A 12,770-nucleotide genomic window follows, 5' to 3' on the forward strand; every position below is an offset into this window, starting at 1 on the left:
ATGGCTATGAACGTGCAAGAAGAAAAGAGCAGAAACAGGATTTACCTGGGGTCAGACGGTAATGCACTGGTGAACCTTGTTGTGGTGAATGCGGTGTTATTCGTACTGCTGAAATTTATATATGTAATCTACAGGTTGAGTGACCTGCAGGAAGCATCTTTCTATCACAATGTATTCAACTGGTTCATCCTTCCCGCTGATGTCGAAAAACTGGCATTCCGCCCCTGGACCATTATAACATTCATGTTTACGCACGACAGCGTAATGCATGTCATCGGCAACCTGTTGTGGCTTTGGCTGTTTGGCTATATCCTGCAGGACCTCACGGGCAACCGTAAACTGGTTCCGATTTACCTGCTCGGCGGATTCGCGGGGGCCCTGTTTTATGTAACGGCACATAACCTGGTTCCGTCGCTGCAGCCCACGCTGGCCACTGCAACCCTGGTTGGCGCCAATGCGTCGGTTATGGCAGTTGCGATTGCCACCACTTCAGTGGCCCCCGATTATCGCATTTTTCCCATGATCAATGGCGGCATACCGCTCTGGATCCTGACCGCCCTGTTCGTGATCATCGACTTTGCCACCATTTCCGTGGGTAACGCAGCTGTTTACCTGAGCCATATCGCCGGCGCAGCAATGGGCTTCATGTTCATTTACCAGATGCGTAAGGGACGGGACATGAGTGCATGGTTCAATGCTTTTTTTGACTGGATCGATAATCTCTTCAATCCCGATAAGCCTTCCACCAGGAAGAAGAGCAAAGACAGTTTCTTCTATAAGGTCAGCGGACAGGCACCGTTCAAGAAGTTTCCTCATGTTACCCAGCAACGGATCGACCAGATTCTGGATAAGATCAACCAGGAAGGATATCACTTGTTAACGGATGAAGAAAAAGACATTTTACGCCGGGCAGCAAACGAAGATGAGTTGTAAATTCACGCATGCCTTCGATTTTCCGCAGCCTGACAAAAAGGTTCTTCATAATCCTTACCATTGTGGTAACGGCATTATTCCTGCTTGCCTGCGGGTCGTGGTATATTGAACCGGCGAAATACTGGTATGTTGCATTGCTCGGAGTTGGGTTCGCTTTCCTGTTTTCGGCCATGCTTGCGATTACACTTTTCTGGCTGGCTTTCCGCTCACGATGGTTCCTCCTGCCTGTCGGCGCACTGGTGATTGGGTGGAAGCCTATCAATTCATTCTTCGCTTTCCATCCCTTTGTGTCCAGGACCGTCGCCAAGGATATCGGCAGTATCCGGATCATGCAGTGGAATGTTGCCCGCTTCGACGAAATGAGTGCAAAACCACGCTCGGGGAAATCGAAGAGAAAGAAAATACTGGAGTATATCCGCAAACAAAATCCCGACATCATCTGCATGCAGGAGTTCCTCGAATCGAACAACCTGAAACTTCTCGATGCCAACATCCCTTATTTCCGCGATACCCTCGGGTACAAATATTTTCTCTATGCCATGGATCACCGGCGCCCCGATACGGTGTACGAACATGGAATTGCCATCTTTTCCAAATACCCCATCAGGCACACACAGCGAAGAAAGTTTGGCGGCCCCAAATCAATGAAGGCCAATGAAAGTTTTATTTATACTGATATAAATGTAAATGGCAAGACTTTAAGGGTCTTCACCACGCACCTGCAATCCCTTTTGTTCACCAATGCAGAGTTCCGCCGGATCGAAGAGATCCGGCAGGTCGATGATAGCACTTTCGAAAAATCGAAAGACATTTTCCGGAAGTTCCGGAACGCCTACGAACAGCGCATGCAGCAGGCGGCCACCCTCCGGAAGCAGATGGATGAAAGTCCATATCCTGTAGTGATGTGCGGGGACTTCAACGATGTTCCCAATTCCTACGCCTACCATACCATCAAAGGCGACCTTACTGATGTTTTCACCAACAAAGGCTTCGGCGTTGGCCGCACCTTTAGCTACCTGTCACCCACTTTACGGATTGATTATATCATGGTTGATAAGCGATTCCGAGTGTTGCAATGTATGAACCCACATCCCCGTTTATCGGATCATTTTCCGGTAATCGCAGATGTGGTACTTGAAAAGCCGGAATAATGCGATATTTTTCCTGTTATTTTTGTAGCCATATGACAAAATTGAAAGTTTATAATTCCTATACAAGGCAGAAAGAAGAGTTTGAACCCATGGTACCCGGGTATGTCGGAATGTATGTGTGCGGACCAACTGTCAGTGGTGAAAGTCATCTCGGCCATGCCCGTCCATTCATCACTTTCGATGTGTTGTACCGCTATCTTACCCACATGGGATTAAAAGTCCGTTACGTAAGGAATATAACCGATGCGGGACATTTCGAAGAGGAAGGAAGGGCTGCGGAAGATAAGATCTCCAAAAAAGCGCACATCGAAATGCTGGAACCCATGGAACTGGTGCAGAAATATACCAACTTGTTCCATTGGGCGATGAAGCAATTCAATAACCTGGATCCGAGCATCGAACCAACGGCAACCGGCCACATTGTTGAACAGATCGAAATGATCAGAAAGATCATCAGCGAAGGTTATGCTTATGAAAAGAATGGCTCGGTTTATTTTGATGTGAAGAAGTACGCCGAGAAATATCCATATGGTAAACTCAGCGGCCGGGTTATGGATGACCTGCTCGAAACTACCCGTGAGCTCGAAGGCCAGGATGAAAAAAAGAACAAACAGGATTTCGCTTTGTGGAAAGCAGCTCCCCCTGAACATATCATGCGCTGGAACAGTCCCTGGGGTGAGGGTTTCCCCGGCTGGCACATCGAATGCTCAGCAATGGCAACCAAATATCTTGGGAAGGAGTTCGACATCCACGGTGGTGGTATGGACCTGCAGTTCCCGCACCACGAAAGCGAGATCGCCCAGAGCACCATCTGCAACAACCATGTGCCTGCCCGATACTGGATGCACAATAACATGATCACCATCAATGGCAAAAAGATGGGGAAGAGTTATAACAACGTGATCAAATTATCCGAACTGTTCACAGGGAATCATCCCTTGCTCGAACAGGCCTACCACCCGATGGCGGTTCGTTTCTTCATCCTGCAGACACATTATCGCAGCACACTTGATTTCAGCAACGATGCACTGCAGGCTGCCCAGAAAGGAATGAAAAGGATGTGGGAAGCCTATGACGTGCTCAAGACTTTCAGCCAGTCGAACGCCAGTGCAGGCGATGCGGAACTTGATGCCCGTTGCAGCAATCTCGTTGATGAACTCGATGAGTTCATGAACGATGATATGAATACGGCTAAAGTACTGGCGGGGATGTTTGAACTTGTACCGGTGATCAATGGCATCCGCGATAAGCATATTGCTGCCGATGCGCTTAGTGGTGCGACTATCCAAAAAATGCAGCAGGCATTTAAGACATATCTTGAGGATGTTTTCGGGTTGCTTGACGAAAGAACGGCTTCAGGCATTGACAACGGAAAGCTTGACGGTGTTTTGCAATTGCTAATTGACATCCGCAAAGAAGCAAAGGGAAGAAAGGATTTTGCAACCAGCGACAAGATCCGCAACCAGCTGCTCGACCTCGGCATTCTTCTCAAAGATGAGAAGGATGGCGGTGTCAGCATCAGTTTCGCATAAAACGCAGAACCATATGAAAATTTTCGTTTTGGCAACCCTGTTAGGGCTGTCAGGCACATTAGCGGCACAACAGAAGATGACAACTTATTCCGAGTGGGCGAATTTTGACAAGTACGGCAAGGCAAATACAGAATTAAGGGGGCAGGCCGTAGCAAAAGACCGGGTTGTATTCATGGGTAATTCCATTACAGAAGGCTGGAGCGGTGCGGACCCGGATTTTTTTAAAGGTAAGCCGTATGTGAACCGTGGCATCAGTGGCCAGACCACACCCCAGATGTTACTGCGTTTCCGTACCGATGTGATTGACCTGAAGCCCGTTGTGGTGGTAATTCTCGCCGGCATCAACGATATTGCACAGAATACCGGCCCGGCAACCATTGACCAGATCGCCGGCAATATTTTTTCCATGGTCGAACTTGCACGCGCCAACAAAATAAAAGTGGTACTGTGCTCCGTGCTTCCCGCATATGATTTTCCCTGGCGTCCGGGCCTGGCGCCCGCCGATAAAGTAGTTCAACTGAATCAAAAGATCCGCGATTATGCGAAAGCGCATAACATTGTTTACGTGGACTATTTTTCAGCCATGGCCGATGAAAGAAAAGGCCTGCCTGCTAACCTCGCAGGCGATGGAATTCACCCGACCCTTGAAGGCTACCGCATGATGGAGCCCCTGGTTGAAAAAGGAATTGCCACAGCCCTCAGGAAAAAATAATTAACTTCTCTGCCGATACAACCTACAAAAATTGGAAGACAGAAAATATCGCAGCAGTCAGTGGTTTGGTCGTTCAGGAAAAGATGGATTCATCTATCGCGCCTGGATGAAGAAACAGGGTATTCCCGACTATGAGCTCGCTGGCAAACCCATCATCGGCATTTGCAACACCTGGTCGGAACTGACACCCTGCAATTCGCATTTTCGTGAACTGGCGGAATCAGTAAAACGCGGCGTGCTTGAAGCCGGCGGATTTCCAGTTGAGTTTCCCGTGATGTCTTTGGGCGAAACACTCATCAAGCCAACGGCCATGCTCTACCGGAACCTGGTCAGCATGGATGTGGAAGAATCGATCCGTGCCAACCCGATAGACGGCGTGGTGCTGTTATGCGGCTGCGACAAAACCACTCCCTCCCTTGTAATGGGCGCATGCAGCGTTGACATTCCCACCATAGTGGTCAGTGGCGGGGCCATGCTCACCGGCAAACACCAGGGTGCAAGCATTAGCACGAGTGATGTCTGGCGATTCAGTGACGCCCTCCGCGCAGGCAAAATGACCGATGAAGAGATGACGCTCGCAGAAGCCGGAATGTGCAGAAGCGATGGACATTGCGCAGTAATGGGAACCGCTTCAACCATGGCCTGCATGGTGGAAGCGCTCGGATTAAGCCTTCCCCATAACGCTGCCATCCCGGCTGCCGATGCTGCAAGAAAAGTACTTGCCCAGCTGTCGGGAAGGGAGATCGTTAACATGGTAAAGGAAGACCGGCGGTTGTCACATATCCTTACCCGTGAGGCCTTTGAAAATGCCATCATGGTAAATGCTGCGATCGGCGGATCCACCAATTTTGTCCTTCACCTGCTTGCCATAGCCGGCAGGATCGGCGTCGAACTTTCCCTCAAAGACATAGATACTTATTCCACAGGCATTCCACTGATTGCCAACCTGCAGCCTTCGGGCGAATATTTCATGGAGGACTTCTACTATGCAGGCGGACTGCCGGTTGTGATCAGGGAATTGATGGAGAAACTTAACCGGAGCAGTATAACTGCCAATGGGAAGACGATTGAAGAAAACTATAGTAACAGCAAAGGCTATAATCCGCAGGTGATCTCGGGTCTGCCTTCACCATTTAACCCTGTTGCAGGCATTGCCGTACTGAAAGGGAATCTTTGTGCAGATGGTGCAGTGATTAAGCCGTCGGCGGCGAGTCCACACCTGATGCAACATACAGGCAGAGCAGTGGTGTTTGAAAATATTGAAGACTACAGGAGCAGGATCGATGATCCTGCCCTTGACGTGGATGAAACCTGCATTCTTGTATTAAAAGAAGTAGGCCCGAAAGGTTATCCCGGAATGCCTGAAGTGGGAAATATGGGATTGCCGGCAAAAGTCCTTTCAAAAGGAATCACCGACATGGTGCGCATTTCGGACGGCAGGATGAGCGGTACCGGGTTCGGGACCGTTGTGTTGCATGTTTCGCCGGAATCTGCAGCCGGGGGAACTCTGGGGATTGTGCAGGACGGCGACATCATTTCCCTCGATGTTCCTGGGCGCAGATTGCACCTCCACCTGAGCGATGATGAAATTGAAAGCAGGAAACAGGTAAGGGTAACCGAAACGGGAATTGGAAATCGTGGATATGTTAACCTGTACCGCCAGCATGTGGAGCAGGCACACCTGGGTGCTGACCTTGATTTTCTGAAAGGCGGTTCAGGAAGCGGCGTCACCAGGGATTCACACTGAGCAATTCACACTGAAGCAAAAAATCATTTTGGATGAGGTTTGACAACAAGGTCGTTATTGTAACAGGAGCAGGAGACGGAATTGGCCGGGAAATGTGCAGGCAGCTCGTAGATAAAGGCGCAAAAGTTATACTGAATGATATCGATGCCGCACTGGCCGAAGAGGCAGTGGCGGTGATCAGCAATGGAAGCAACAATTGTATTCCGCTTGCCGGTGATGCCGCTGACCTTGGCTTCGTCCGTGAAATGGTTGACACGGCAGTTAACCGGTTCGGTAAACTTGATATCGCAATTGCCAACGCGGGCATCACCCTGTTTGGCGACTTTATGGAATATCCACCCGATGATTTTTTCAGGGTCATGCAGGTGAATCTCGGCGGAAGTTTTTTCCTGGCACAGGCTGCGTCCAGGCAAATGAAAAAGCAGGGGTCGGGGGGATCGATCCTATTCACTTCTTCTGTCACTGCACACCAGGCACACAAGAACCTCGCAGCTTATGGCATGAGCAAAGCCGCATTGGAAATGCTCGCAAAAAACCTTGTGATCGAACTTTCGCCATTTAATATCCGCGTCAATACCATTGCGCCCGGCGCAACTTTGACCAGTCGTACACAGGACGACCCGGAATATCGTGCAACATGGTCGCGTCTCACGCCAATCGGTCATCCTGCCGAAGTAGAGGATATTGCCAACGCGGCATTGTTCCTGGTTTCTGACGAGGCAAGGCATGTCACCGGCCAGAGTCTCGTTGTTGATGGCGGGTGGACCAGCATCAGTCCTTCACCATACGAATAACGGGTTGACGGGGCAGTACGGAGCAGTATAGTCGTTAGCAGCTAATTATATAAAATTGTTGTTATGAGAAAAGTTTTCCTGCTTCCCCTGGTATTACTCATGTCAACCACTGTCGGATTCGCACAATCTGCTGTTACAGCAGTCTGGGTAGAAAATCGTGAAAATCCCCTGGGCGTGGTTTCTGCTCAGCCGCGCTTCAGCTGGCGGTTACAGAGCGACAAGCGTAATACAGTTCAAACTGCTTATGAGATAAACCTGAAGGAGGGCTCAGCCACTGCGTGGTCAACAGGCAAAGTGAACAGCAACCAGTCGGTTCATGTCGTTTATAATGGCAAGCCGTTGGAATCAGGGAAGAAATATACCTGGCAGGTCAGGGCCTGGGACAACTCCGGAAAGCCATCAGCATGGAGTAAGCCTGCATTTTTTACAATGGGATTGCTGAATGAAGCGGACTGGAAAGCCAGTTGGATCACTCCGGGTTTTACCGAGGATGAGAACCGACCGTCACCCCTTTTCCGGAAAGAGTTCGAAACAAAAAGAAAGCTCAGGTCTGCGATCGCATATGTTACCTCTCACGGAATGTATGAAGCATTCATCAATGGTAAAAGAATCGGCGACGCATACCTGACCCCTGGCTGGACATCTTACCATAATCGCCTTCAATACCAGGTGTATGACCTTACCAACCAGTTGGCATCGGGAAGGAACACGATCGGTGTACAGCTTGGAAGCGGATGGTACAGGGGAAATATCGGCTTCTCCGGCCAGTACAATGTATATGGAAAAGATATTGCCCTCCTTTTCCAGCTTGAGATTGAGTATTCCGACGGCACCAAAGAACTGGTCATTTCTGACGGATCCTGGAAAACTTCTACAGGGGAGATCCAATACGCTGAGATCTACCATGGAGAAACCATCGATCACAGGAAGGAGAAAGCCGGGTGGTTGAATCCTGGTTATAACGATTCGGAATGGAGCAGTGCGCAGGTAGCCGGGTTCCCGAAAAATACGCTCATCTCTACCATCAATGAACCGGTAAGAAAACAGGAGACCTTCAAACCAGTAAAGATCTTTACAACACCGGCAGGGGAGAAAGTGATCGACTTCGGCCAGAACCTGGTAGGCTGGGTAGTAATGAGGTTCAACGGAAAAGCAGGCGACAGCATTTTTATAACGCATGCCGAAGTGCTCGACAAACAGGGGAACTTCTATATTGACAACCTGCGTTCCGCGAAATGCAGGAACATCTTTGTACTCAGAGGTGGACAACAGGAAGTTTTTGAGCCTCACTTCACGTGGCAGGGATTCCGATATGCACGGATTGAAGGCATAAAGGGTGAACTGCTGCCGGAAAATTTTGAAGCCGTTGCGTTGTACTCCGATATGGAACCTACCGGCACGTTTACGTCTTCAAACCCGTTGATTAACCAGCTGCAGCATAATATCCAATGGGGGCAACGTGGCAATTTCCTGGATGTTCCGACTGATTGCCCGCAGCGCGACGAACGGCTGGGCTGGACCGGTGACGCACAGGCGTTTTCGCGGACCGCTTCCTTCAATATGAACGTGAACAGCTTTTTTGCAAAATGGCTGCGGGATGTTGAGGCCGACCAGGTTGAAGGGAAAGTGCCGTTTGTGGTTCCCAACGTGCTGGGAAAAAATGAAGTGAACAGCGCCGGCTGGGCCGACGTGGCAACCATTGCACCCTGGAATATGTACCTCGCGTATGGTGATAAAAGATTGCTGGAGACCCAGTACAACAGTATGAAGGAATTTGTCGAAAGCATGCGGAAGATCGCAAAAAACGATTTGTGGAACACCGGCTTTCATTTTGGGGACTGGTTGTTTTATCGTCCGGGTGATGATAACGACGGACGTGCTGCGGTTACCGATAAATACCTCATCGCACAGTGCTTCTATGCGCATTCCACTGAACTGCTTGTAAACGCCGCCAAAGTCCTGGGTAAGACAGAAGATGCGGCTTCTTATTCAGACCTGTTGAAACGCATCAGGACAGCTTTCGTCAATGAATACCTGACACCTTCGGGCCGTTTGGTTTCAAGCACACAGACCGCCTACGTGCTTGCCCTGCAATTTGACATGTTCCCTGAACAACTTCGTGAGCAGGCAGCTAAAAGGCTCGCAGACAACATTGAGTCGTATGACTATCACCTGACAACAGGCTTCCTGGGAACCCCTTATCTCTGTCATGTACTGACCCGATATGGATATTCGGATATTGCTTACCGGTTGTTGCTGCAGGATTCATATCCATCGTGGTTATACCCGGTAAAAATGGGCGCTACCACTATCTGGGAAAGGTGGGACGGCATCAGGCCGGACAGTACTTTCCAGACACCGGGTATGAACTCATTTAACCATTATGCCTATGGAGCAATTGGTGACTGGATGTATAGGTCAATGGTCGGGCTCGATACCGAGGAAGATGGACCGGGCTACCGGCATATCAGGGTAAAACCGCATATTGGTGAGGGTTTCACCCATGCGTCTGCCAGCCTTAAAACATATTACGGTACAGTATCAGGTGGATGGAAAAAAGAAAATGACGAGTTGCAGATGACTGTTGAGATCCCTGCTAATACAACTGCCAAAATCTACATTCCTGCTGCTAATGCGGAGTCGGTTACTGAATCCGGTAAAGCATTGTCTGCAATCGCGGGAATTAAAATCAACGGTGGGGAAAAAGGATATGTTGTAATCGAAACCGGTTCCGGCAAATACAATTTCATAGTAAAAAAATAGTGAAGTAAGGGAGCGGTCGAAGTAGCCAGATCTATGTCTTCAAAAAACTTAATACGTGGCGCTGCAAAAGTTGCTCCCTTACCTGCTTATTTCAAATATTCTTTGTAATCGCTTCTCCTGTTTTTCAAATTCCTTGCCAGAAGGCAAAATGGGGAATAAATAATTTGTCAATTCACAAAGGGCAACTCATCATGCTTTTCGTGCACGGACCATTTCCCGTTTACCCGGGGGACCAGGAATTTTTTCTACCTGGTAGCCTGCTGCGGTCAATGCGCGGCGCACATCACCCTTGCTGCAATAGGTAACGAGTATTCCACCGGGTTCGGTCATTCGGTAAAGTTGTGTGAACACTTCAGCAGTCCATAACTCCGGCTGTGCATTCGGTGCAAAGGCATCAAAATAAATACAGTCGAAGGGAAATTCTGACCAGAACCTGTCCAATTTAAGCAGGTGTTTCGTTAGCGTAAACTGTGGAGTAATTGCAACCGGCTGGTTCCATTCGGAATTGTGCATGAGATCGAAATAGTCCTTCATGTCAGGATGATGCAACTGTTCGCAGTAGTTAAGGTTTACTGCCACCGATGGTTCCAACGGGAATGCTTCCACGCTTTCATACCTGATGGCGATCTCCGGTCTTGATTCCGTTTGTTCGATCAATGTCAGCAGCGCATTCAACCCCGTGCCAAATCCCATTTCAAGGATGGCAACGGGCTTGTCATCCTTCCTGTTTAGCTCCCTGAAGCCAGCGTTTATGAAGACATGTAATGATTCCTGGATGGCGCCATGACGACTGTGATAGGTCACCTGCATCCCGGGAATGGAAATGGTATGTGAGCCATCGGCTGTTGCCTGTACGATTCTTTCCATGCCACAAAGTTATTGCATACTTTCGGGGTATGTCTTATATCGAACACCTGTCGAAAGATAAAAAGTTGGCCAAAATCCTCGCTAATGGTCCTTCAAAAGATCCATTCAAACTCAAAAAAGAAAAGCAGGTGTACCTACAGCTTTGCGGGTCAATTATGAGCCAACAGCTAAGCACAAAAGTGGCGGCAGTTATCTGGAAGCGGTTCCTCGAACTATATAAAGATGGAAAGCCGACGCCGGAACAAATCGTGAATACGCCTTATGATACTTTACGTGGCATCGGTTTGTCCAATGCCAAGGTCAGGTATGTACAGAATGTAGCGCAATTTGCCATTGATCATGGAATGGAGTGGACCCAGTTGCAGAAAATGAGCAACGAGGAAGTGATCACTCACCTGACCCAGATAAAAGGAGTCGGAAGATGGACAACCGAAATGCTGCTCATGTTTGCACTTGGCAGGGAAGATGTGTTTGCCATAGACGATCTGGGGATCCAGACAGCAATGATCAAACTTTATAAACTGGACAACTCGGACAAGAAATCATTCCGCGACAAAATGCTCCGGATTTCCGCAAAATGGGCCCCTTTTCGCACTTTTGCATGTCTTCACCTCTGGGAATTTAAGGATGGGAAAAAAGAATCGGAACGTTGAGCAATCGTGGTGATATCGTGATGCTATCGTAGTGCCGACGTAGACGGAATGTAGTCTCGTAAATGTCTCGTAAAGGTCTGGTGAAGGTCTGGACAAGGTCTTGTAATGTCTTCCACCATGTAGTACTCACTTTATTTATTGTCGCTCATATTTTTTGAGCACCCCGGCATCAACTGCAAAACAACCGGACGCCAGCATAAGATTTGTTTTGTCAAGATTTAAAAACGTCTTCTTGGCATCACGATTATTGTTAAAGATGATCCGCTGCCGGAACTGGTTGTCAGGGAAAACCAGGCAAACCGATTCCTCAAAGGTATCGTCACCTTCTATCACAAAAGTACCACTTGACTCAAGCTGGCCGTTCGCATGAATTTCGAATTGATTGCCACTGAATTTAATTGTATTCCCGTTGCCTGCAGGAAGGGTAGTGGTTGGCATGCTGCTGGAAACCTCCCGCAATTCCCACGTACCCGTTAAGCCATCGGGGCCTGGAGGCGGAACGCAACCACAGTCCATCTGTTTTTTGCATGTAACGCCGGTTATGACCAAAGCGATAACCACGAAGGCCGGGAGCTTATTCATAAAGCAGTTTTGACAATAGACAAGTTTTACGAGTATTTCGTTGCAATGTTGGTCAGCTTACCTGTCTGTCAGCCGCAACCTGTGACGATACCTGTAAGGTAATACGGTTGCAACGGTCCAGGTGGAACTGAAGCAATTCCTCCTTATCATACACAGCAGACAATAACTCCTTCAACATATTCTTTGCGCGGTTAAGCCTGACTTTTACATTCACTTCGCTGATGTCCAGGCAGTCCTGGATCTCGGCAATATGCATGTCCTCAATTTCACGCATAATGAACACTGTCCGGTATATTTCGGGTAGCTGCCTGATCGATCTTTCCAGCAGTGCCTTCAATTCAGTGTTATCCAGGTTGTTAAGCGGTGTTCTGTTGAGGCCGGGCAGGCGTTCCTGTAATTCCTGTTCCATTGCAGAATCATCCAGGATGATTGTTCTACCTCTCAACCTTAAGCGAAGCAGGCATTCGTTGATCATGATCCTGGTCAGCCAGGTTGCGAAACCGGACTTAAAAGAGAATTTTGAAAGACTAAAGTACGCATTCATATATGCTACCTGCATCGCATCTTCAATTTCAACATCATCATTGATAATAGACATACCAACGCGGTAAAGCCTGCGGTTATACCGTTTCACAATGACAGAGTATAATTCATTTTCACCATGGAGTATTCTTTCAATAATCTCCTGGTCTGAAAGGAGGGTTAATGCAGGTGGAACTTCTCTCATTGTTACAACACAAAATTACTTGTTTTTGTAACCTTTTCATGTCGACTTTATCTAATCAATAGATTTATGTCCTTTTCGGTTGCGCGGGAAAATCATATAGGGTTGACATCCGGGACATGAAGTTTATTCCTGCCGAACTGGAAGTGAAGAAAGGTGATAAAGTCGTTTTTGTCAACCATGACCTGGTGAACCACAATGTAATAGATGCTTCGGGTGGGAAGTGGTCGTCGTCCGTGCTTGCCCCGGATTGCAGCTTTCACCCGGTAATGAAAGGAAAAATTGTTATTAGGTAACATTAAAACGAATCCA

12 protein-coding genes are annotated in these 12,770 nt (G+C 48.4%); 9 read left to right on the top strand and 3 right to left on the bottom strand.

All coding sequences use genetic code 11. The annotated features are described in order from the left end of the window. Positions 1-6 precede the first annotated feature (6 nt). From OI18_RS07655 to OI18_RS07685, 7 genes are all read left to right on the top strand, one after another. A complete protein-coding gene (locus OI18_RS07655; protein ID WP_039138779.1) occupies positions 7-933 on the top strand; it encodes a rhomboid family intramembrane serine protease in 927 nt (308 codons plus the stop codon). Positions 934-941: 8 nt separating this feature from the next. Then, positions 942-2,084 carry an endonuclease/exonuclease/phosphatase family protein gene (locus OI18_RS07660; RefSeq protein WP_039138643.1) on the top strand — a complete coding sequence of 381 codons (1,143 nt, stop codon included), beginning with the start codon at positions 942-944 and terminating at the stop codon, positions 2,082-2,084. A gap of 32 nt (positions 2,085-2,116) precedes the next feature. Next, positions 2,117-3,616, top strand: a complete 1,500-nt coding sequence (gene cysS, locus OI18_RS07665) for a cysteine--tRNA ligase (RefSeq protein WP_039138645.1) — start codon at positions 2,117-2,119, stop codon at positions 3,614-3,616. 13 nt (positions 3,617-3,629) lie between these two features. Next, the gene (locus OI18_RS07670) at positions 3,630-4,328 is read left to right on the top strand and encodes an SGNH/GDSL hydrolase family protein (protein WP_039138781.1); all 699 of its coding nucleotides are present in this window, start codon (positions 3,630-3,632) and stop codon (positions 4,326-4,328) included. A gap of 31 nt (positions 4,329-4,359) precedes the next feature. Then, positions 4,360-6,075 (top strand): IlvD/Edd family dehydratase, encoded by a 1,716-nt coding sequence (locus tag OI18_RS07675; protein WP_039138647.1) that lies wholly within the window; start codon positions 4,360-4,362, stop codon positions 6,073-6,075. A gap of 32 nt (positions 6,076-6,107) precedes the next feature. Next, a complete protein-coding gene (locus OI18_RS07680; RefSeq protein WP_039138649.1) occupies positions 6,108-6,869 on the top strand; it encodes an SDR family NAD(P)-dependent oxidoreductase in 762 nt (253 codons plus the stop codon). Between the two features lie 63 nt (positions 6,870-6,932). Next, positions 6,933-9,632 carry an alpha-L-rhamnosidase gene (locus OI18_RS07685; protein WP_039138651.1) on the top strand — a complete coding sequence of 900 codons (2,700 nt, stop codon included), beginning with the start codon at positions 6,933-6,935 and terminating at the stop codon, positions 9,630-9,632. Between the two features lie 189 nt (positions 9,633-9,821). On the opposite strand, the gene mnmC2 is transcribed toward OI18_RS07685, so the two are convergent. Continuing rightward, entirely contained in the window at positions 9,822-10,499 is a 678-nt protein-coding gene (mnmC2, locus tag OI18_RS07690) for a tRNA (5-methylaminomethyl-2-thiouridine)(34)-methyltransferase MnmC2 (RefSeq protein ID WP_039138653.1), read from the bottom strand. Between the two features lie 29 nt (positions 10,500-10,528). Here mnmC2 and OI18_RS07695 point away from each other — a divergent pair, with 29 nt between their 5' ends. Then, complete coding sequence (locus tag OI18_RS07695; protein ID WP_039138654.1) at positions 10,529-11,152, top strand: DNA-3-methyladenine glycosylase family protein; 624 nt, start codon at positions 10,529-10,531, stop codon at positions 11,150-11,152. A gap of 135 nt (positions 11,153-11,287) precedes the next feature. Here the strand turns inward: OI18_RS07695 and OI18_RS07700 are convergent, their stop codons facing one another. After that, on the bottom strand, positions 11,288-11,734 hold the full coding sequence (locus tag OI18_RS07700) for a hypothetical protein (RefSeq protein ID WP_039138656.1): 447 nt from the start codon (positions 11,732-11,734) through the stop codon (positions 11,288-11,290). Between the two features lie 52 nt (positions 11,735-11,786). Next, positions 11,787-12,461 (bottom strand): sigma-70 family RNA polymerase sigma factor, encoded by a 675-nt coding sequence (locus OI18_RS07705; RefSeq protein WP_052272980.1) that lies wholly within the window; start codon positions 12,459-12,461, stop codon positions 11,787-11,789. Positions 12,462-12,568: 107 nt separating this feature from the next. Between OI18_RS07705 and OI18_RS24385 the strand changes: the two genes are divergently transcribed. Then, positions 12,569-12,754, top strand: coding sequence for a plastocyanin/azurin family copper-binding protein (locus OI18_RS24385; protein WP_262493996.1), 186 nt, complete (start codon positions 12,569-12,571; stop codon positions 12,752-12,754). Positions 12,755-12,770: the final 16 nt, after the last annotated feature.

The sequence above is a fragment of the Flavihumibacter solisilvae genome, assembly GCF_000814475.1.
Lineage (GTDB): Bacteria > Bacteroidota > Bacteroidia > Chitinophagales > Chitinophagaceae > Flavihumibacter > Flavihumibacter solisilvae.

What these genes read in the sequence shown, in the direction of transcription:
- OI18_RS07655 (WP_039138779.1), top strand. Translation starts at nt 7, where the DNA reads ATGAACGTGCAAGAAGAAAAGAGCAGAAACAGGATTTACCTGGGGTCA.
- OI18_RS07660 (WP_039138643.1), top strand. Translation starts at nt 942, where the DNA reads ATGCCTTCGATTTTCCGCAGCCTGACAAAAAGGTTCTTCATAATCCTT.
- cysS (WP_039138645.1), top strand. Translation starts at nt 2,117, where the DNA reads ATGACAAAATTGAAAGTTTATAATTCCTATACAAGGCAGAAAGAAGAG.
- OI18_RS07670 (WP_039138781.1), top strand. Translation starts at nt 3,630, where the DNA reads ATGAAAATTTTCGTTTTGGCAACCCTGTTAGGGCTGTCAGGCACATTA.
- OI18_RS07680 (WP_039138649.1), top strand. Translation starts at nt 6,108, where the DNA reads ATGAGGTTTGACAACAAGGTCGTTATTGTAACAGGAGCAGGAGACGGA.
- OI18_RS07685 (WP_039138651.1), top strand. Translation starts at nt 6,933, where the DNA reads ATGAGAAAAGTTTTCCTGCTTCCCCTGGTATTACTCATGTCAACCACT.
- mnmC2 (WP_039138653.1), bottom strand. Translation starts at nt 10,499, where the DNA reads ATGGAAAGAATCGTACAGGCAACAGCCGATGGCTCACATACCATTTCC.
- OI18_RS07695 (WP_039138654.1), top strand. Translation starts at nt 10,529, where the DNA reads ATGTCTTATATCGAACACCTGTCGAAAGATAAAAAGTTGGCCAAAATC.
- OI18_RS07700 (WP_039138656.1), bottom strand. Translation starts at nt 11,734, where the DNA reads ATGAATAAGCTCCCGGCCTTCGTGGTTATCGCTTTGGTCATAACCGGC.
- OI18_RS07705 (WP_052272980.1), bottom strand. Translation starts at nt 12,461, where the DNA reads ATGAGAGAAGTTCCACCTGCATTAACCCTCCTTTCAGACCAGGAGATT.